This window comes from Pseudoalteromonas sp. (assembly GCF_018402495.1).
GTDB lineage: Bacteria > Pseudomonadota > Gammaproteobacteria > Enterobacterales > Alteromonadaceae > Pseudoalteromonas.
The window spans coordinates 512,499-533,408 of sequence record NZ_JAGYIU010000004.1 but is presented as its reverse complement, the minus strand read 5'-3'; the positions used below and the strand labels follow the sequence as shown (position 1 = coordinate 533,408).

20 protein-coding genes are annotated in these 20,910 nt (G+C 40.0%); 7 read left to right on the top strand and 13 right to left on the bottom strand.

All coding sequences use genetic code 11. The annotated features are described in order from the left end of the window. Entirely contained in the window at positions 1–1,266 is a 1,266-nt protein-coding gene (locus KG708_RS14860) for a sugar MFS transporter (protein ID WP_213610988.1), read from the bottom strand. 238 nt (positions 1,267–1,504) lie between these two features. Between KG708_RS14860 and KG708_RS14855 the strand changes: the two genes are divergently transcribed. From KG708_RS14855 to KG708_RS14845, 3 genes are read left to right on the top strand one after another with little or no spacing between them, the layout of a single operon-like run. Continuing rightward, positions 1,505–2,839: a GH1 family beta-glucosidase gene (locus tag KG708_RS14855; protein ID WP_366513622.1), complete on the top strand. Its 1,335-nt coding sequence runs from the start codon at positions 1,505–1,507 to the stop codon at positions 2,837–2,839. 15 nt (positions 2,840–2,854) lie between these two features. After that, positions 2,855–4,183 carry a glycoside-pentoside-hexuronide (GPH):cation symporter gene (locus KG708_RS14850; RefSeq protein ID WP_213610984.1) on the top strand — a complete coding sequence of 443 codons (1,329 nt, stop codon included), beginning with the start codon at positions 2,855–2,857 and terminating at the stop codon, positions 4,181–4,183. 11 nt (positions 4,184–4,194) lie between these two features. Beyond that, entirely contained in the window at positions 4,195–5,196 is a 1,002-nt protein-coding gene (locus tag KG708_RS14845; protein WP_213610982.1) for a LacI family DNA-binding transcriptional regulator, read from the top strand. Between the two features lie 28 nt (positions 5,197–5,224). Here the strand turns inward: KG708_RS14845 and KG708_RS14840 are convergent, their stop codons facing one another. From KG708_RS14840 to KG708_RS14820, 5 genes are read right to left on the bottom strand one after another with little or no spacing between them, the layout of a single operon-like run. Continuing rightward, the gene (locus tag KG708_RS14840) at positions 5,225–7,186 is read right to left on the bottom strand and encodes a response regulator (protein ID WP_213610981.1); all 1,962 of its coding nucleotides are present in this window, start codon (positions 7,184–7,186) and stop codon (positions 5,225–5,227) included. A 25-nt stretch (positions 7,187–7,211) separates the two neighbouring features. After that, positions 7,212–7,673, bottom strand: a complete 462-nt coding sequence (locus KG708_RS14835; RefSeq protein ID WP_213610980.1) for a response regulator — start codon at positions 7,671–7,673, stop codon at positions 7,212–7,214. Position 7,674: 1 nt separating this feature from the next. Beyond that, on the bottom strand, positions 7,675–9,159 hold the full coding sequence (locus tag KG708_RS14830; RefSeq protein WP_213610979.1) for a sensor histidine kinase: 1,485 nt from the start codon (positions 9,157–9,159) through the stop codon (positions 7,675–7,677). Between the two features lie 19 nt (positions 9,160–9,178). Continuing rightward, the gene (locus KG708_RS14825) at positions 9,179–9,388 is read right to left on the bottom strand and encodes a histidine kinase (protein WP_213610978.1); all 210 of its coding nucleotides are present in this window, start codon (positions 9,386–9,388) and stop codon (positions 9,179–9,181) included. An 18-nt stretch (positions 9,389–9,406) separates the two neighbouring features. Beyond that, positions 9,407–10,747 (bottom strand): sigma-54 dependent transcriptional regulator, encoded by a 1,341-nt coding sequence (locus KG708_RS14820; RefSeq protein ID WP_213610977.1) that lies wholly within the window; start codon positions 10,745–10,747, stop codon positions 9,407–9,409. Between the two features lie 227 nt (positions 10,748–10,974). Here KG708_RS14820 and KG708_RS14815 point away from each other — a divergent pair, with 227 nt between their 5' ends. Next, on the top strand, positions 10,975–11,490 hold the full coding sequence (locus tag KG708_RS14815; RefSeq protein ID WP_213610976.1) for an NUDIX domain-containing protein: 516 nt from the start codon (positions 10,975–10,977) through the stop codon (positions 11,488–11,490). 28 nt (positions 11,491–11,518) lie between these two features. Here the strand turns inward: KG708_RS14815 and KG708_RS14810 are convergent, their stop codons facing one another. From KG708_RS14810 to KG708_RS14800, 3 genes are all read right to left on the bottom strand, one after another. Further along, the gene (locus tag KG708_RS14810; RefSeq protein ID WP_213610975.1) at positions 11,519–12,025 is read right to left on the bottom strand and encodes a YgjV family protein; all 507 of its coding nucleotides are present in this window, start codon (positions 12,023–12,025) and stop codon (positions 11,519–11,521) included. Between the two features lie 62 nt (positions 12,026–12,087). After that, positions 12,088–12,654 (bottom strand): Crp/Fnr family transcriptional regulator, encoded by a 567-nt coding sequence (locus KG708_RS14805; protein ID WP_213610974.1) that lies wholly within the window; start codon positions 12,652–12,654, stop codon positions 12,088–12,090. 6 nt (positions 12,655–12,660) lie between these two features. Then, positions 12,661–13,695 carry a nitronate monooxygenase gene (locus tag KG708_RS14800; RefSeq protein WP_213610973.1) on the bottom strand — a complete coding sequence of 345 codons (1,035 nt, stop codon included), beginning with the start codon at positions 13,693–13,695 and terminating at the stop codon, positions 12,661–12,663. A 200-nt stretch (positions 13,696–13,895) separates the two neighbouring features. Between KG708_RS14800 and KG708_RS14795 the strand changes: the two genes are divergently transcribed. The 3 genes from KG708_RS14795 (at position 13,896) to KG708_RS14785 (ending at position 16,404) form a co-directional block, all read left to right on the top strand. Then, positions 13,896–15,272: an NAD-dependent succinate-semialdehyde dehydrogenase gene (locus KG708_RS14795; RefSeq protein WP_213610972.1), complete on the top strand. Its 1,377-nt coding sequence runs from the start codon at positions 13,896–13,898 to the stop codon at positions 15,270–15,272. Positions 15,273–15,854: 582 nt separating this feature from the next. Continuing rightward, positions 15,855–16,097, top strand: a complete 243-nt coding sequence (locus tag KG708_RS14790) for a type II toxin-antitoxin system Phd/YefM family antitoxin (RefSeq protein WP_213610971.1) — start codon at positions 15,855–15,857, stop codon at positions 16,095–16,097. Positions 16,098–16,104: 7 nt separating this feature from the next. Continuing rightward, the gene (locus tag KG708_RS14785; RefSeq protein WP_213610970.1) at positions 16,105–16,404 is read left to right on the top strand and encodes a type II toxin-antitoxin system RelE/ParE family toxin; all 300 of its coding nucleotides are present in this window, start codon (positions 16,105–16,107) and stop codon (positions 16,402–16,404) included. Between the two features lie 251 nt (positions 16,405–16,655). Here the strand turns inward: KG708_RS14785 and KG708_RS14780 are convergent, their stop codons facing one another. The 4 genes from KG708_RS14780 to KG708_RS14765 form a co-directional block, all read right to left on the bottom strand. Next, a complete protein-coding gene (locus tag KG708_RS14780; protein WP_301003442.1) occupies positions 16,656–17,021 on the bottom strand; it encodes a transposase in 366 nt (121 codons plus the stop codon). Positions 17,022–17,066: 45 nt separating this feature from the next. Further along, positions 17,067–17,822 carry an IS21-like element helper ATPase IstB gene (gene istB, locus KG708_RS14775; protein ID WP_213608539.1) on the bottom strand — a complete coding sequence of 252 codons (756 nt, stop codon included), beginning with the start codon at positions 17,820–17,822 and terminating at the stop codon, positions 17,067–17,069. 11 nt (positions 17,823–17,833) lie between these two features. Next, positions 17,834–19,384 carry an IS21 family transposase gene (gene istA / locus KG708_RS14770; RefSeq protein WP_213608538.1) on the bottom strand — a complete coding sequence of 517 codons (1,551 nt, stop codon included), beginning with the start codon at positions 19,382–19,384 and terminating at the stop codon, positions 17,834–17,836. A gap of 155 nt (positions 19,385–19,539) precedes the next feature. Continuing rightward, the gene (locus KG708_RS14765; protein ID WP_301003441.1) at positions 19,540–20,814 is read right to left on the bottom strand and encodes a transposase; all 1,275 of its coding nucleotides are present in this window, start codon (positions 20,812–20,814) and stop codon (positions 19,540–19,542) included. Between the last annotated feature and the right edge of the window lie 96 nt (positions 20,815–20,910).

Below are 20,910 nucleotides of genomic sequence, written 5' to 3'. Positions count from 1 at the left end.
TCAAAGACGAGTGGACGTTGTTTTTTTTGCACCAAACAGCGCGAAGTAAGTAATATATAAATAGCAGCCAATAGGCAGTATAAGCGCTAACTGCACGCCAATATTATCAGCCAGCATACCTTGTAGTAATGGAATAATAGCTCCACCTACAATCGCTAAGCATAAAATACCTGAGCCTTGCGATGTATATTTACCTAGGCCTTGAAGGGCTAAACTAAAAATAGTGGGGAACATAATAGAATTACATAAGCCAACCAATAAAATAGCCCACATAGCGAGTGTTCCTTGCCCTGTCATCGCAATTAACACCAGCACACCCGCTAAAATACCATGCCAAGCTAATACCTTAGCTGCATTTAATTTTTGCATAATCGCTGCGCCAACAAAGCGGCCTATCATTGCCCCTGCAAAATAATAGCTTATGTAATGTGCCGCTTGTTGCTCTGGTAAGCCCGCGATATGCTCAAGAGTTAAAAAGCCGACTAAAAAGCTACCGATAGCAACCTCTGCGCCCACATAAACAAAAATACCAATAGCACCTAAAATAAGATGGCGATATTTCCAAACACTGCCTAAGTCAACAAATTCAGTGTCACCTTGATTTTCAGCTTCACTATCAATCGCTTTACCGAGTTTAGGTAGCTTTAAAAAAGCAAAAATTATAGCCAGTATCAATAAGCTTGCACTGAGCATTAAATAAGGAAACTTAACTTGTTCGGCTGTGGCTTGGCTAATTTCAGACAAAATTAACCAGCTACCAAATAATGGCGCAACCGTTGTCCCCAAAGAATTAAAAGCTTGGGTCATGGTTAAACGTGAAGATGCTGTTTTTGCAGGCCCTAATACGCTTACATAAGGGTTAGCAGAGACTTGTAAAATAGTGATCCCTGAAGCAAGCACAAATAAAGCAAATAAAAATAGCTCGTAAACGTGCGCCTCTGCAGCAGGATAAAATAATGCACACCCTATTGCAGCAACAACCAGACCAATAACAATACCGAATTGGTAGCCTATTTTACTAACCAGCTTCCCCGCCGGAATTGACATAACAAAGTAGGCACCAAAAAAACAAAATTGCACTAACATTGCTTGAGTGTAATTAAGGGAAAATAGCCCCTTTAAATACGGAATTAAAATATCGTTCAGGCAAGTAAGAAAACCCCACATAAAAAACAAGGTCGTAAGCGATGTTAACGCAAAGCTGTGTGTAGACCCTGGTTTTTGGCTGTTTTCTGCTGCCGGTAGTGGCTGTGTGATATGTGCCATAATATAATCTCTAATTATTTATAATTATCAGATTGTTACCTCTATTTAATCGCCTTTAATAAAACTAAAAATGCAGATTATAGTTGCAACACCAAATGTAAGCGCTTACATTTATAGCATACAGGAAAAAATTATCAATTTATTTACAATGTTTTTGTAAGCGCTTACATTATTATCTTATGTAATCTCTATTGTTTAACCGATCATTATTATTACAAGCTTAAGGATGTATCTCATTGTGTTTAAAACAATTTCGTTACCAGGCACATCGCCCCTTTTAAAACCACCATTTATTTTTGGTGTTGCCACGGCCTCTTTTCAAATAGAAGGGGCTCATAAAACACGCCTTCCCTGTATTTGGGATACTTTTTGTAATAAACCAAACACCATTGCAGATAACAGTAATGGCAATCAAGCCTGTGAGCATATAAAGTATTGGCAACAAGACGTACAAATGATTGCCGATTTAGCCGTAGACGCTTATCGTCTTTCAATTTCTTGGCCACGCGTTTTACATCAAGATGGAAGTTTAAACATTCAAGGCATAACGTTTTATAAATCACTACTTCAAGCGCTTAAAGCACGCAATATCAAAACGTATGTCACTTTATATCACTGGGATTTACCACAGCATTTAGAAGATAATGGAGGCTGGCTAAATCGTGATACCGCGTATCAATTTGCCCATTATGCTCACGTAGTAACACAACAATTAGAAGGGTTAGTGGACTCTTATGCCACATTAAATGAGCCATTTTGTAGCGCCTATTTAGGTTATGAAATTGGCGTACATGCACCCGGAATTAAAAGCCAACAAGCAGGACGACAAGCGGCGCACCATTTATTACTCGCCCATGGGTTGGCTATGCAAGTGATACGCAAAAACTGCCCTAAGATAGAGGCCGGTATTGTGCTTAATTTTAGCCCTGCCTATCCGTTTACTCCTGACGATGAACGCGCTGCTAAATTAGCTGATGACTATCATAACCAATGGTATATTCAGGCTGTATTAGAGGGTCATTACCCTGAGATGATTAACCAGCTGAGCAGTGATGCAAAACCCGACATGGCGGATGGCGACATGGCGATTATTAGTCAAAAAATCGATTTTTTAGGGGTTAATTACTATACTCGTATTCACTATAAAAACACGCCAGATCATTGGTTTGAAGAAGTCCCTTTAACAAACATTGCGATTACTGATATGGGCTGGGAAATATACCCGCAGGGATTATGTGAACTCCTACTTTCATTAAATGATCGTTACACGCTACCTAAAGTATATATAACTGAAAACGGCGCCGCGATGGCTGATGTATTAAGTAATGGTAAAATAAACGACACAGCGCGTATCAACTACTATCATACTCATATTAATGCCGTTCATACTGCGGTTGAGCAAGGTGTTAACATTCAAGGTTATTTTGCATGGAGTTTAATGGATAATTTTGAATGGGCCTATGGCTATGAAAAACGCTTTGGATTAGTCTATGTAGATTACCGAACTCAACAACGAACTTTGAAACAAAGCGCAATTGCGTATCGCGATTTTCTTAAACAGCGCCAAAAATAATAACGAGTGGCTTTTATGCTGAGTAAAAAAGAAAAAATAGCTTATGGCCTCGGTGACACGGCCAGTAATATTATTTTTCAAACCGTGATGCTATTTTTAACCTTTTTTTACACCGACATTTTTGGCATTTCGCCTGCTGTGGTTGGTACCCTTTTTTTAGTCGTCAGAGTCATTGACGCAGTAACAGACCCAATAATGGGCGCCCTGACCGATGCCACCCACACAAAGTACGGCAGCTACCGACCTTACCTACTTTGGCTTGCACTTCCTTTTGCTGTTATTAGTGTGATCACCTTTACTACCCCTGCGCTTGATGGTAACAATAAAATTATTTACGCGTTTGTCACCTATACACTACTAATGCTGGTTTACACCGCAATTAACATTCCCTATTCAGCACTTGGCGGCGTACTCAGTCGCAACCCTAACGAGCGCGTTTCTATTCAGTCATACCGTTTTGTGTTTGGTATGCTAGGTGGTTTATTGGTTACAAGTTGCACCTTACCTCTAGTAAAGTGGTTTGGCGAGGGTAATAATGAATTAGGCTATCAACTCACTATGTTAGTGATGAGTTGCCTAGGGGTGGTTTTATTTCTAATTTGTTTTCGCTACACCAAAGAGCGAGTAGTCAATCCGCCACACAAATTATCTTTAAAAACACAGCTACATTTTTTATGGCAAAATCAGCCGTTTAAAATTCTCTGTTTAGCAGCACTCGTCCTTTTAACCAGTATGGTACTGCGCACTACCTTAGCTATTTATTATGTAAAATATGTCCTTGGGAAAGAAGATTTAATCACTGAATTTGTAACCTTAGGTATGGTAGGTAATATCATTGGCTGTGCCTGTGCCCAACCTTTAAGTAAACGCTTAGACAAAAGAACCGCTTATATTTATCTGCAATATATTTCTGCCATACTCAGCTGTCTGGCTTTTTTTATCCCTAATGAACATGTTTTGCTAGCGTTTTTAGTATACTTTTTATGGTGTTTTTTCACCCAAATGGCAACACCTTTATTGTGGGCAAAAATGGCTGATGCGATTGACTATGGCGTTTGGCAAAATGGCCGACGACTAACCGGGTTGGTTTACGCAAGCATCGTATTTTTTATCAAATTGGGGCTTGCATTAGGCGGTGCTATAGCGGGTTGGTTACTTGCTTATTATCAATATCAAGCCAATGTAGAATTAAGTGAAGTAACCAAAACCGGTATTTTAACCTCATTTACACTTTACCCTGCGATTGGCAGTGTACTTGTGGCTTTAATAATGAGTAAATACAGCCTAGATAATCAAACTATAAAAAAAATCACTGCCGATTTAACACAAAAAAGCAATTTGTAACAAGGAATAGCATGGCTACCATTTATGAGGTGTCAAAACTTGCGGGGGTATCCCTTGCTACCGTCTCAAGAGTAATGAACAACAATGCAAACGTCAGTGACACCACCAGAAAAAAAGTGACTTTAGCGATGGAAGAATTAGGCTATCGTCCAAATTCGATCGCCCAGTCATTAGCCTCTAATTGCTCTAATAGTGCGGGGTTATTGGTCTCTGAGCTAAAGGGTCCATTTTATGGCCCTATGATGAGCGGCATAGAAAACACCCTCCGAAACCAAGGTAAACACGTTATTATTACCGCAGGGCACAGTGACGCAGAGCGGGAACAACAAGGCATAGAGTTTTTAATTAGTCGAAACTGCGATGCACTTATTTTACATGTTGAAGCGGTTAGCGATGAATATTTAATAAAGCTGAGCAAAGGTAAAACGCCGTTTGTTTTACTCAATCGCCATATTCCTGAGCTCGCCGATCGCTGTATTATTCTTGATAATGTCAAAGGTGGCTATTTAGCAACTAAGTATATTCTTGATTCTGGCCACAAAAACATTGCTTACATTAGCGGCCCTTTATGGAAAAAAGACGCCCAAGAGCGTTTAAACGGACATAAACAAGCGCTTGCTGAACACGCTATTGAGTTTAATGAAAACAGTTTGTATGAAGGTGACTTTATAGAAGATAGCGGCTACGAAGGATTTTCTGCTCTTTATAAAAATAATCCCGCGATTACTGCCTTGGTGTGCGCCAATGACGAAATGGCAACGGGTGCAATGGTCAGTGCCAGAGAGCATGGCATTGAACTACCCGCACAACTTTCAATTATAGGCTACGATAATGTATTTTTTACTCGCCATGTATACCCCCCTTTGAGCACTATTAATTACCCAATAGATGAAATGGGTAAAGTAGCCGCACAGTGGGTACTGAGCCATGTATATCAAAAAAGCGTACAGCCTATTCAAACTTTATTTGAGCCTGAGTTAGTCATACGCCAATCGGTCGTTAATATTACCTAACTGACGGTTATAAAAGCTAATAGCAGCATTAAACAAGCTCATTTAATAGCGCTAGGTTTATTGGTTTAAGTAAAACTTGATCTATTTCTAACTGCCTAATGTGAACTGCATCGGGCTCCAAACCGCTAATAATTACTCGTTTAATGCTAGGGTAATGTTCTTTAATAAAACCAGCAAGCTCTAAACCTGAACCATCGGGTAACTGCATGTCGAGTAACACCTTATCGTAGTCACTGTCTTGCTTAAGCATTGTGCAACAGGCCTCTACATTAGTTACAATCGTAGTTTCTACATCTAAGCTTTCTAACAAAAGCTGCGTTATTTGCGCAGCATCGGCATCGTCTTCCACTAATAAAAAACGCTTTATTTTAGCATTAGGCTTTGCCGTTGACGGTATCGATGAAATGCGTTGTGCTTTTTGCCCAAGCCTTGATTCTAAACATTGGTAAAGTAAGTTCGAGTCGACAGGTTTGGCAATCATATCATCAAATCCTAACGCGGTTAGTTCATTACGAATGCCTTTCATTGTCGCCGCGGTTAGGGCAATTATTGCTCCTTTAAAGCCTAGCTTTCTAAGCTCAATGGCTGCTTCTTTTCCGCCCATCACCGGCATATGAATATCTAAAAATATAATATCGTAAGTGGCATGCCTCTCTGTAAGCTGCTTTTTTACTTTATCAAGCGCTTGTTTACCATTATCAGCATAATCTACATCTGCACCCGCTGAGCTAATTAAGTGGCCAACTAATACGCGCAAATCACGTAAATCATCCACCACCAATACGTGTCCAGTAACTTGGCATGGGGTTGTTTTTTGCTGCATATTAGGCGTTAAATCAAGTTTTAATAAATTACGCTTTACCTTTTTTATATTCCCAGGATATAACGAAATAGTGAAGGTTGACCCTTCACCTTCGTGAGAGTCTAGCGAAATAGTACCCTGCATACGACTAAGCAATTCAGAACAAATAGCTAAGCCCAATCCCGCTCCACCTACTGAGCGCGATTCAACATCGGCTATTTGCTCAAAAGGCTTAAAAATGAGTGCTTGTTTTTCTGGAGCAATACCCACACCTGAATCTTTAATACTAAAAAATAACATTTCACGTTCAACCACCATCTCAGTCCACGCGTTAACCACAATTTCACCCTGCTCAGTAAATTTAATCGCATTATTGATAAGATTTATTAATATTTGTCGAAGGCGAGTATCATCCGCATTCACTACTAACGGCAAAGGTGCCAGCGATTCAAACCTTAGCGATAAGCCTTTATCAAGGGCTGAAACGCGCATTAAAGTAAACACATCGGCCATTAGACTATCAAGGTTTACATCACTGAGATTAAGCTCAAGTTTATCTACAGCAATCTTAGATAAATCTAAAACGTCATTCAGCAAACTTAGTAAGTGCTTACCATTGCGATAAATCACCCCTAGCTCGTTTTCAGCCTGCTTATTAAAGTCACTGAGCATCAATAACTCGGTATAGCCTAAAATAGAGGACAAGGGTGTACGTAATTCGTGGCTTAAATGCGCTAAAAAGCGATCTTTTGAACGGTTTTCAGCCTCTGCCTTTAAACGTTCAACGCGCTCATCTTCTACATCGCGGCGCGCTAAAGCATAACGAATAGAACGGGCAAACCGGCTACCACTCATTTCACTTTTAACTAAATAATCAACTGCACCGGCATCAAGCGCAGCAGAATCAAGGGCATCGTTAGATTGCCCCGTTAGCATGATAATAGGCCCACAAAAGCCATTTTTAATGGCTTTTTTTAAAACACTTAAGCCATCTGAGGCACCTAAGCGATAGTCAAGCAGACAAATATCATGCTCATTTTTACTTAGTACATGTATTGCCTGCTCAGGAGAGCTTATCCACTCTATGTCAAACACATGGGAACTGAGCTGCTCTAAATAGTCACGAGTTAAAATGTAATCATCTTCATCGTCTTCAACAAGTAGCAGTTTCGTTGCCTTTGCTAACATAGCGTCTCCTATTTTAATGCTGTGCTTAATCGTTAAACGTGTTTGGTAGCTCTACAAATTCAACCCAATATTTACCTAACGTTTTCATTAGCTCCACTAAACCATCAAACGTTACCGGCTTGGTAATGTATGATGCCGCCCCAAGGTTATACCCTTTAACCATGTCTTCTTCTTGCTTTGAAGTTGTTAAAATAACCACTGGGATGCCCTTTAAATTAGGATTGGCTTTAATGGTTTGAAGTGCTTCACGGCCGTCCATTCTTGGCATATTTAAATCAAGTAAAATTAAGCCGGGCCTTGGGGATACGCTTTTGTCTTCAAACTTACCTTTGCGCTCTAAATATTCTAAAAGCTCTACACCGTCTTCAACAAAGTGTAATTCATTTAAAACGCGACTTTCAGCAAGGGCATCTTGTGTTAATAAACGATCATCTTCATCATCGTCTGCCATTAAAATGGTAATGGGTTTTGCGTTTGTTAATGGCATATTATGCCTCTCCTTGTAATGTGAATAACTCTGCATCCACGGGTAGTTTAATAATAAAGGTTGCGCCCTCATCAGGGGTGCTTATCGCAGTAATCGTTCCGCCATGTCGCTCTACAATCCTACGACACACCGACAAGCCAATACCCGTTCCTTTGTACTGTGAACGGCCATGTAAGCGCTGAAATGGCACAAATATTTTATCTGCATACTCAGCTGAAAAACCAATACCATTATCTTTTACGGAAATAATATACCAACTAACGTCACAATTATGGTCTTCACTAAACTCGCTAGTTCGTTCAAAATTAACATTAATAATAGGCTCTACTGACGGACGTCTAAATTTAACAGCATTGGAGATTAAATTTAAAAACAGCTGCTGCATTTGACTCGGATCGGCCTGAATAATTGGCATATCGTCTACAAAAACTTGCGCACCAGACTCGTAAATAGCTATTTCTAAATCGCTTAAAATGTCATTAAGTATGCTATTTAGATTGGTATCGGTAAAATCTTTACCTCGGGTGGTTACTCGAGAGAACGCTAATAAATCATTAATTAAATTAGACATGCGCTGTGCGGCATTTTTCATTCGAGCAATATAATCAGTTCCCTTTTCACCTAATTCGTCTTTGAACATACTTTCGAGGCGATCGCTAAATGCTTGAATTTTTCTAAGCGGCTCTTGTAAGTCATGACTGGCAACAAAAGCAAACTCTTCTAACTCACGGTTACTACGACTTAACTCATCAGAATATAAAGTAAGCTCTTGAGTGCGTTCAGTTATTTTACTGGCTAAGGTTTCGTTTTGCATTTCGAGCTCAGCACGATACATCGCAGCATTTTTTAAATTCAATCGCGCAAGTAAAAACATACCGACAATTAATAACGCACTAGTGACAGCCGTGATACTAAAAGTAATTTTTGCTTCATTTTTTATTTGCGCTAATTTAGCAAAGTGGCTTACTTTAAACAGAAGTTCTCGGTCTTGAATATCATCAACCTGCTCACTAATTTCTCGGTATAAGTCACGCCCTTTATGCGTGTTAAGAATTAGCATTGCATGCTGTTCTTTGTCATTGAGTGCTAATTGAACGGTATTTTTAAGCTCAGCAATTTTATTTTCAATTAATAAAATTAACGTTGCAATACGCTCAGCTTGCCCCTCTATCTCTGAGTGCAAAGAACGAACATAATCGATTTGCGATTCAATCTGAGCAATCGCATCAAAATAGGGAGCTAAGTAATCATCGTCCTGTGTTAATAAATACCCGCGCTGCCCCGACTCAGCTTGCACCACAGACAAGTGCATTTGCTCAATGGCTGTGCCGACCATATTCGTATTATCAAGACTTTGCTGCGTTCGCGTGAGGCCTTGTATAGTATTAACCGCTAAAAATGCATTACCTACAATAATGCATAATATTATGGAGATAAATAACGCCCATATCACATTTACTTTGCTTTGCTGCTTAGGTTTAATCATTTATCACCCTGATTTCTTATTATTTTGAGTCTGAAATGAGCTGTAAACTATCGCTGCATGCTTGGCAATTAACGATTATTTTATCAAGTGCGGCGAGTGCTTTTTCGACAGGCATATCGTTTTCAAGTACAAGCTTGATAAGCTCAGCATTCATTGAAATACGATTTAACGGTGCCCGCGCATCATGCACTAACTCGTTTAAAGGTTTAGTCTGTTTTGGTAATGTCATTCAAATCCTCTGTTATTTTTATTTGTACTCGCCAATTCCACCATATGCGTTAAGGCGGTTGTAAAGTGTTTTTGTACTTATACCTAACATTTGTGCAGCCAATGTTTTATTGCCTTGTACTTTATCGAGCGTCGCATGAATAAGCTCTTTTTCAACCTCTTCAATAGTTTGCCCCGCAGAAACCTGATTTTCCTGCGTTTGATTATTTACACGTGAGAAAGGTGACTCTAGGTTATCTGGCAGTGCCACGTCGCTTGTTTGTGGATCACTCATAATAAAAGCGCGGTGAATAGCGTGTCGAAGTTCGCGCACATTACCAGGCCATTCATATGTTTGTAGCTCTTTAAGTTGCTCACTCCTCCAGCTAAACGCAGTGCCATTTTCATCATTTAGCTGCTCTAAAAATACCTTTGCTAGCAATGGAATGTCGTCTTTTCGTTCACGTAATGGGGGTATATCAATAGGAAATACGGCAAGCCTAAAGTAAATATCTTCACGTAAAATATTATTTTGGGCTAAATCAATTAAAGAACGGTTTGTCGCAGAAATAACGCGGCAGTTAGTTGGAATTTCTCGGTTGCCACCTACCCTTGTTACTTTTTTTGTTTCTAGTACGCGCAATAAATTAGGCTGCATGCCAATGGGCATTTCGGTTATTTCATCTAAAAATAAGGTACCATCGTTTGCCTGTTCAAACACGCCCTCTTTACGGGCTATCGCCCCTGTAAAGGCACCTTTTTCATGGCCAAATAATTCACTGCCAATAAGCTCTTTTGAAAGGGCGCCACAATTGCTAGCAACTAAAGGTCCTTCGCATTGACTGGCATTATGAATCGCTTGTGCAACCACCTCTTTACCAGCACCACTTTCACCTACTAGCATCACGTTAGCCTGTGTTTTAGCAACGCGTTCTATCATAGTATAGAGCTTTTGCATTGCCTCAGATTCGCCAATTAGGGTATCAAAATGATGCGTAATAGCGTTTTTCTTGGCTTTTTTAACGGTTTTTTTAGGACCGTTTAAAACCAGTTCTAAATCTTCTCGCTGCAGTGGCTTTAATAAATGCGTTACATTGGGCTCACACATATTGGCTAAAATCCCCTTAACCGATGGGTGCCCTGAAATAAGAGTGACTTTAGGAGATTGACCAATCATTTTTAAATGATCTAATAAATGCAAGCCGCTGCCATCGGGTAACATGAAATCCAGTAATACATGATCAAAGGAGTTATTCTCAAACCACTGATGTGCTTCTTTTAAACTGGTTGCAGTTTGAATATTATGCCCAAGAAACTCAACAATGTGACAAATAACATCACTAAATTCGATGTCGTCATCAACTAAAAGTATATTTAACATGATTAATCCCTATGCTTTTTTATTATTCTACTCACCCCTTTCAACAAATGAAAGATATACAGAGCAGGGCCAAAACAATGACATTTTATTTTTTATAATTCGCTATTATAACTAAAGATATATGTATAAGCGCTGAAATTAACAAGCTTTGCCACAAATTACCTTTTTAACAATGAAGTAATTAATATAACCAGCTGATATAATTTACCTTTATTGCTGGAGTCGTTATGCGCTTATTAAAAACCACTATTCATCCCACTATTAATATTACTCATGGTCGTCAGTTTACTCGCCCTACTGCTCGCGCAATTGTATTTAAACAACAGCACATTTTATTAATGTACACTCAGCGCTATGACGATTTTAGTTTACCCGGTGGTGGCATAGACTCACATGAAAGCATTGAACAAGGACTTATCAGGGAGCTTAATGAAGAAACTGGCGCGCAAAATATAAAAATCTGCAGCGAGTTTGGCCTCTATGAAGAATATCGTCCTTGGTACAAAGATGACTTTGATATTATTCATATAAAGTCATACTGTTATGTATGCGAAATTAACGAACAACTAGGCCAAGCACAGCTTGAGCACTATGAGCAACAAAATGGTATGCAAGCTAAATGGGTAAATATTTTTGAGGCGATAGCTCACAACGAACGCACATTAGCTAATAGCGATAAACAAGGATTGTCGATTATTCGAGAAACCTTTTTATTAAAAGAAATTGCCAAACAGTTCTTTTAATAAGTTTACATTGCTGCATTTTACGTTCCTAGTTGAGGTTCAGCAAGACTTTTTTACTAATATAAAATCGATATAAACCAAATAAGTTACTACTTAAAAACAGGCTTTCCATAATTATTGCCACAGGGGAGCCAGCAAAAATATTATGCGTTATCCAAAAAGAGGTTCCCACCACCATATATAACCTCAAGTGCAAGTCTCTATTTTGAAATGAAGCAATGGTTTGTATTAATGTCGCCACCAGCGCAAAGCCACTAAACCAATCTTGCCATGTTAAATAAACGGCTAAACAACTCACTGCCATAAATCCAAACATGGCCCAAGTATGCTTAAAGTATATGCAGTAAAAATAACGTAACGCGGCAATAAGCATTAAGCAGCCGGCACTGTTATAACCCAAAATAAAAAAGTGGACTGAGGTTAATAACACAGAGGTAAATAAACAACATAAGATAATGCGTCGGGACTTAAACTGAAATGAAGCTAAGTCGAGTAAAGTCGCGACGGCAACCAATGATTGGGCAATTAAAAACATAACACTCCAAGGCACTTAAGGCATAAAAATGAGGAGTGTATAGTGCTTTATATAAACAGCACTTAACTTAAGTTAAGTCGCTTACGAATTCGTGATAACGAAATGGCCGAAATACCTATATACATAGCCACTTGACTTAAGCTTAACTGCGCCAACCAATGCGGTTTATGTTTAAGCAAGTAACAGTAGCGCTGCTCGGGACTGTTAAGTAATAAAAATGCTTCTTTGGCTTCTTTAAATATTAGTTGCTGCGCAATTAGCTGCTGCTTAATGAGTTGGTACTGTGCTTGCTCAAATAGTGTTAGCGGTACTTTAATTACACTTGCTTCATTAATTACTTTTAATTGATAAAAAGCGGGGCTTGAGGTCATCCAATTAGCGAACAGCAGCGCAAATTCGTTTTTAAAATAAAACTCTTTGCATTTTTGTCCGCCTTCAATGCCATCATGAATAGCACCTAAAACCCCCTCCACAATTAAATAGCCATAACGCTGTACATCGCCTTGGGGCAATAACACGGTATTGCGCGCGACAAGCTGTTGAGGGTAAATACCTGCCAATTGTGTTTTAAGCTTATTTATAAGCACTTCGTAACTATCGCCAAGCGATAAAAGTGGGTTGTCAGACATTAAACATTACCATTTTTCCATTAAAATATGCGTAATATCCGCAGCTGATACCCCCACCCGAGGCACATACTTCTGACCACACCATAAAGGCGAAAAATCACTTTGGCCTGCTTTTTCAGCGCATGTTCTTAATGCAGTTATTGCGCTACTAGCGTGAGGAAACGAAGGCACGCCCTCAGGCATAGTGCCTAATTCTTGCATAACTCGGTTTTGAATCCCCCGCGCAGCTCTACCAGAAAACAAAGTAGTAAGTGCGGTACTATTTGCTGACTGCGCTAAGATAGCCTGACGATGTAAAGCCGATGTTTTAGCCTCATTACACAATAAATAAGCACTACCAACTTGTACACCACTCGCTCCTAGCTCTTTCATCTGCTTTACGTCATCAGCAGTGGCAATCCCTCCGGCGGCAATAATAGGCAGAGATATATGCTCAACGCAACGCTTAACTAACTGCGCCGTTGATTGCTGCAAAGTTAAGTCCATTGATAAAAAATGCCCTCGATGCCCTCCAGCTTCTAACCCCTGAGCAATAACAGCATCAGCGCCATTTTCACTGAGCCAAATAGCTTCATCTAAAGTGGTCGCCGTTGAAATTACTTTAGTGCCCCAGCTTTTTATTTGCTCCACAATAGCGTGCTTAGGTAAACCAAAATGAAAGCTCACAACTGCTGGTTTATAGGGAGCAATAATATCAACAACGGCTTGATTTATAGGCTGACGGGATACCCCTGCGGTTAAACTTTGCGGGTCAATTTCATACTCTGCAAAATAAGGTGCTAGCACATTGTGCCATTGGCACTTTTGCTCACGGGTGTAATCAGCAACCGTGTGACAAAAAAAGTTTAAATTAAATGGCTTATCTGTTTTTTGGGTAAGTAAATCGAGCTGCTCAACTAACTGCGCCAGTGATAACATAGCACAAGGCAACGACCCTAGCCCGCCTGCTTCACAAACGCTTGCAGCTAGCTCGGCGTTTTGTACGCCCGCCATAGGTGCTTGAATAAGTGGTAAATCGATATTCAACAATGACTGTATCATTTGACTACTCCCTGTAATTTTTTCAACAACTTGCAGTATTTACAGAACCATAGCAAAAACAACCAACAAACAACACTTAGATTTTTGTAGAAAGTAATATAAAAACCATTATTAACAAAAAGTTATGAATTTTTATAAACTATCGCCCAACTGGCTTTGGTTTTGCACCTACCCTATTACATAATTTGTTAGGAGGTAAAATGAGTAACACAGTAGATACGATCAATCCAGCAACCGAGCAAGTCATCAATAGCTATACGCTGCTTTCTCAAGCTCAAGCAGAACAAGTGATCGAAAAGTCTCATGAAACATACTTAACATGGCGATTAACCTCGTTTACTGAGCGCGCTAAATACTTGAATAAGCTAGCCTCTTTATTTGAAGAGCAAAAAGAAGCGCTTGCTAAACTGATGACCGAAGAAATGGGTAAAGTGTACGAACAAGGCTTTCAAGAAGTGCAGCTTTGTGCTGACATTTGCCGTTATACCGCAGAACATGGCGCCGATATGCTGAGCGACGAAGAACGCGATATGCAAGGCGGTCGTGCAATTATAAGTTATCGCCCCACTGGCGTGTTGCTAGGTATTCAGCCATGGAACTTCCCACTTTATCAAGTTATTAGATACAGTGCCGCAAATATTATGGCGGGTAATACCACGGTATTAAAACACGCGGGCAATGTATTTGGTATGGCTGAAAAAATAGATACCTTATTTAAACAAGCTGGGTTCCCTGAGTATTGCTTTAGTAACTTACTGATTGATGGAAAAACCGCCAGCGCCCTTATTTCTCATAAACACATTAGTGGCGTTACCTTTACAGGAAGTGATGGCACAGGCAAAAAAGTAGCTGAGCAAGCTGCTAAGCACGTTAAAAAAACCGTATTAGAGCTTGGCAGTAACGATGCTTATGTTGTACTTGATGATGCCGACCTCGCGCTGGCAGTTAAAACCTGTTTGCAGGGCCGCATTATTAACAATGGCCAAACCTGTGTCGCTGCCAAGCGTTTTGTGGTAGTTGACTCATTATACAATGACTTTAAAGAAGCACTGAGCCAGCAATTTAAAGCAATTAAAATGGGCGACCCTATGGATAAAGATACTGAACTGGGCCCTATGGCACGAGAAGATTTACGCGACAAAATTCATCAGCAAGTGCAAGACTCGGTAAATGCAGGCGCAAAAGTAATTGTAGGCGGCGAAATTCCGAAGCAAACAGGCTATTACTATCCACCTACAGTACTAGAAAATTTATCACCAGGGATGCCTGCATATGATGACGAATTATTTGGCCCTGTAGCATCTTTGATTAAAGCCAAAGATAATGATGACGCTATGCGTATTGCCAACGACTCTCGTTATGGACTAGGCGGCGGTATCTTTTCAAAAGATGAGAGAAAAGCCATTGAGCTGGCTAAAAAGCATTTTGATACCGGTATGATCAACATAAACGGTTACGGACTGGCACAACCGAACCTACCATTTGGCGGTGTTAAAGACAGTGGCTATGGCAGAGAACATGGTGGCTTTGGTATTCGCGAGTTTGTGAATGTTAAAAGCATTATGATTCATAGCTAATTTAGCTACAGAAGTGAAATACACGTATTGAAAGAGTATTTCTACGTGTTTAAAAAATATTACCAAGCCTAAAATTGTGCAAACACTTTTAGGCTTTTTTATGGTTAAAGCCGCTAAGTATAATCCGCTCAAAGGCTATATTTTGCTTAAAAATACACACCTAAAACTTCACTTCACAATTTAGCTTATTTAGTAAAAGCTCAGGCATGTTGTTTAAAATTATGATTTCAGATAGCTCGATAAACTCTGCAAAACATAGCGCTAAGATTCGATATATAGAAGCTGGTACTGAACTAAGAGTTTAGATGGATAGGCTTACAGTAGGCAGGTATGAGCGAGGAGCTGATGGTCGGGTAAGCTCGTTTTTGGACAAAAATGAGTTGGAATATTTATTCGGTAACGCTGCGTTAAAGTGTAACAAGCGTTTGCCATACTTGAGCGAAGCGAAACCGGCAAGCGTTTGGAATCACTCTTAAACGCTTTGTTAGTTTACCTTTCGCATTAATCGCACGATTTAATTGAATTGCACATTTTGCGCGATAAACTATAATGTTATTGCACTTCCAAACTTGGAGCTTAACCATGTACACATTAACAGCAAATGATGCCAAACGTAATTTCGGTGAGCTGCTGCTAAGCGCTCAACGTGAACCAGTTAAAATTAGTAAAAACAACAAAGATGCCGTTGTTGTGATGTCGATTAGAGACTATGAAGAACTTGAAGCTATGAAAGCAGATTACATCAAACATTGCTTTGAGTCCGCAAAAGCAGACTTAGCCCAAGGTAATGTAGTTGACGGTGAAAACTTCCTAAACGCGTTGTAAGTAAAGTATGCACAAGAGTAAATATAAACTAAGTAAATTAGCACAGGCTCATTTACACAAAATCAAAAATTATACCGTTACAAACTTTTCCGAGAGGCAGTGGAACGCATACAAAGACACACTTCTCACTGGATTTCAGATGCTCGCTGACAATCCATCAGTAGGCAGAAGCTGCAACGATTTATATGAAAATGGATTTTATTTCCCGATTGGTAAGCACACGGCTTACTTTACCAAGGAAGACGGCTTTATTTTGGTCGTTGCAGTTCTTGGACAATCGCAATTACCACAAAATCATCTACGATAATTATCACACCCTAGCATTTTGAGTTAGGGTGACAATATTGATTGGTAAACTAACGAGGCTGTAGAATAACTCGTTTTTAATTTATTTTTATTGATGCATTAACCATAGCCGAGTTCCTATTTTGGTTCAATCAGTTATCGCTAGTTTACTTAAAATAGAAAAAGAGAATGTACGATTGTTTTAATGGCTGTTTTAGAGGGAATTACAGGTGCTTAAGTCGCTATATTTCGGCTTAAAAGGGCTCCCCTTTTTTAATGCAGCCTGTTTTGCAGCTTTTCTATGTTATGAACAAGGCAGTACAGTTGCCATTGCGCATTCACTTTCGTTTGTCCTCGTAAGGTCAGTTTGTTCATGCCTTTGTTTACCGTAATATTGCCGAACACCGGCTCTATACAGCCAAGTCGTTTGCTGTACTGCCGTCGCCCCATCGGGCTGTCTATTTTGGCCTTCATTTTGTCGATATAGCTTAGCTGTTTACGCGATTCATCATTTTTAAACTGTACTTGCCGCCCTGTTTTTATCGGTGGCTTTCGCATACATTGCTGTTGCAGTGGGCATACTTTGCAATCTTTTAAGTAACCGTGCGTATTCTCATGACTTTGATCACCGATTCTCATCAGCTTTGATCACCTGATTTATCATTTTGTAGAGCCATTTTTAAATTAGCTTAACTGATCATCATCAGTCAATTTATTTAACTGTTTTCGTATCGATTCTCCTTTTAAGTTCAACTTAATCGAACCATGAATTAGCCTATCTAAAATGGCGTCAGCATGGGTTGATTCTCCTATCATCTCATGCCAGTTTTCCTGCGGGAGCTGACTTATTATTATGTGTGATTTATACCCATACCGTGAATCGATTAATTCGAGTAAGTCACCTCGTTGCTGTGCACTCAGTGGTTCAAGCCCCCAATCGTCTAAGATCAGTAGATCATACTTTATTAACTTCGCTAGTAATTTTCGGTAACTACCATCTGCTTGTGCTAGAAACAGGCTTTCAAGTAGTTCTTTTAATCGAACATAGTAAACACTTTTTCCTTTTAGGCAGTGCTCATGCCCTAAAGCACATGCGAGGTATGTTTTGCCACAGCCTGTTGCGCCAGTGATTAAGATATTTTGATGTAAGTTCAGCCAGCTATTTTGGCTTAAGTTGCGTATCTGTGCTTTTTCTATATTGCGTGTCGGCGAGTAAATCAGTTGATTTAACTGAGCCGGTAAGCGGAATTTAGCCTGTCGCACGAGCCGGTCAATTTTTCTTTGCTCACGCGTGTCAATTTCATGTGTTAGCAATAAACTAACGCGCTCTATAAAGCTTTGTTCTTGATATAAGTTAGGCTGTTCAAGCTGCTGCTTGAGTGCCTGCTTTATACCCGATAACTTAAGTAGTTGAAGTTGTTGGTTAATGGTGTCTATCATGATTCGTTTCCTTAATGGTAATAATCTGTGCCACGTATGTTGCTATGTGTAACTGGCTTTTCTGGCTCTGTTTGCTGTGTGGGTAACGGTTGTTGATCTAATCCTTTTTTCAGCATCTGCTTAATTGATTTGAGTGTTGCCGTATTCATCACGATTGCGCGATAACAGGCCTGCTCAAGCCGCTCTTTTGAATAGATTTTAGCTAAACTTAACACCCCTAAACAGGCGCGATAAGCGTGCTCGGGGTGACGCCGTCCACTAAGCTGTAACTCAATAACTTGATGGGTATACTCCCCGATACTTAATGCCCATGAGCGTAAATTTATCGGTGACTGCTCATGCTGTTTTTGATGCGCCAGAGGCATATGATGAGACTGTGTTGTATGCCCACCTAAACGATGTGAACGCGGATGCTGTGCGATTAAGGTATCGTCATGATAAAGCTGTACTAGCTGATTGGTTATGTGTGCGCGTAATTGTTTCTTAACCCACTGATACGGCACACTGTAATAATGTTTCTCTATTTCAACATGATAATCAATGTGTACTCGCACCGTTTTGATTTGTGTATAGTGATAGGGCTTTTCAGGCAATGGCTTTAATGCGCTTTTATCCACTATATCAAAGAGCTGTTTACGTGACTGTTGATATTGCTTCATCACCTTATTGTTCATTACATCAAGTAGCTTTGCTATTTCTTGATTTAGGTGCGCTAAGCTGTAGAAGGTTTGGTTACGCAAGCGTGCCATGATCCAACGCTCAACAATTTGTACACCGACTTCAGCCTTCGATTTATCTTTGGGTTTATAAGGTCTAGCCGGAATGACAGCCACGTTAAAGTACTCGGCTAACTGGTGGTACGTCGGATTTAAATCAGGCTCGTAGCGACAGGGTTTACTAACGGCGCTTTTTAAGTTGTCGGGAATAACAAGCTCAGGCACACCGCCTAAAAACGTAAAGCAACGGGCATGACTCATCACCCAATCTTCAAGTTGCTGGCTATACGTTGCCTCAGCATAGGTATAATTTGATGCGCCGAGCACGGCAACAAACACTTGAGCAGTGCGTGTCTCCTGTGTTGTAGGGCACGTGATGGTCAGCGTGGGGCCACAATAATCCACAAACAATTTTTCACCGCCTTTATGATGCTGACGTATCGACAATCGTTGTTTGCCCACCCATTCCCGATAGGCTCGGCAAAAGTGGCTATAACTGTAATATGGCTCACCGACTTTCTCACGCAATTCATCGAATACTAACTGCAACGTCAAATGTTTGTGCTGCTTTAAATCCTTATTGATGGTGAGCCAGTCAGGTGTTGGGTATCTTTTTTGACGGGGTGAGAAGTCCCTGATTTTTGTATTAAGAAACGTACCGTGTTGTTTATCTTCAGGTAACGGCCATTGGTTTAAGCCTAACTCATTGGCCTTTTTAACGTAATTAGCCACAGTGCCAGGTGAAATATTTAAGCTTCTGGCAATCTTTCGATGGGATAATTTTGCTGAATATTTCAGCCGTAAAATAGCATGTAATTTACTCATAGATATAGGTCTTGTTGACATTATTGTTATCCTCATCAAATGATTTAGATAACGGTTTAACATACCTACAAAAATGATAAAACGTGAACTCGGTGACGAGTGGCATTAAGCTTTGATCGGCAAAATCATTAAGAGCACAAAAGTGATCATTATCGAGTAATTTTCGTGATCAAAGCTTAATGAGAATAAGCGATCAAAGTTAATGCCATTGGGTGATCAAAGCTGGGGAGAATATGCAAACCGCAGAATCGCGTGTATTTTTGGTTGTGGCTTTTTACATTGATACCACTTCGCCACATGTCATTGCCTGCGGGACAGCGGCAGGTTTGTGTCGTTTCATCATAATGGAAGTCCTCTGAAGTAAATAAGCGTGGCTTACCTTTACTGCGTTTTAGTCGGCGTTTTTCTTGCTCTGTTTCGTATGTTTCGCTGTCTTTAAATAACGGGTTTCGTTTTCTAAATTGGTTATCCGCAATGTAAGTATCAAAGCCACTTTTCGCCATGTATTCAAGATTCGCTTCGCTATTAAACCCACTGTCTGCGGTGAATTTGATGGCGTGTTTATCTGAGGATTCATCTGTGCTCAGTTTATCTAACTGTTGCTTTAATTGCTTAACTGCTGGCTGCAAGGTTTGTTGCTCACCCACCGAGCCCCATGCCTGTGCTTGCAGTATAATTTGATGTTTATCGTCATTTATCGCTATCCCATTGTAGCCTTGGATTGTGCCTTTTGACGTGGTCATTTTCGCGCTATCGGGGTCGGTAATATTACTTTTAACAGGCTTGCCTTTACTGCCTGTTTTCTCTTCGTGGGTTGCTAAGAACGCGGTGATTTTATCTGCACTTTTATCGAGCTTTTCTTTTTGTTTTAAGTCCTGAGTTATCAGCTCTTCGCTCAGGCTATCTTGTGATTGGTGACGTTCGATAATACGTTTACTCGCGCGTTCTAGTTTTGCTTTTTTACGCCCTAGCTCATCGAATGTGCCGCTCCATTCTTTACTTGCGTTGGACTTTAATTTGCACCCATCAATGGCAAACATGTTACGGCCTATCAACCCTTCTTCGTCGCATATCATCAATACTTGCGTAAATAGTGGCTCAATCTGTTCATGCATTTTGGCCACGAAACCCGCTATTGATGTATAATGCGGCTGAATATCGCCCGACACACTCATAAATAAAATATTGTTCTCACAGGCCTTGGCTATTCGGCGGCTACTTATTAACCCATGCGCATAACCGAGTAAAATAATCTTTAACATCACCGTGGGCGGATACGCCGCTGCACCCGTTTTATCGTTGTTATACCACGCGTCAAAGCCCGACAAGTCGAGTTTATTTTCGACAATATAACAAAGCGCATACTCAAAGGTACCTGGCAGAATTTGCTCAGCGAAATTGATAGGGATGAATTTATTTTGGCAGGATAAATCAGGCTTGTAGTTGGCCATAACAATTTACCGTGGGTGAATAATATCTATTAGATCACAGTAACCAAATGGATTCAAGGTTAAAAAACAATCAAGCCAAATGCGTAGAATCAGTTC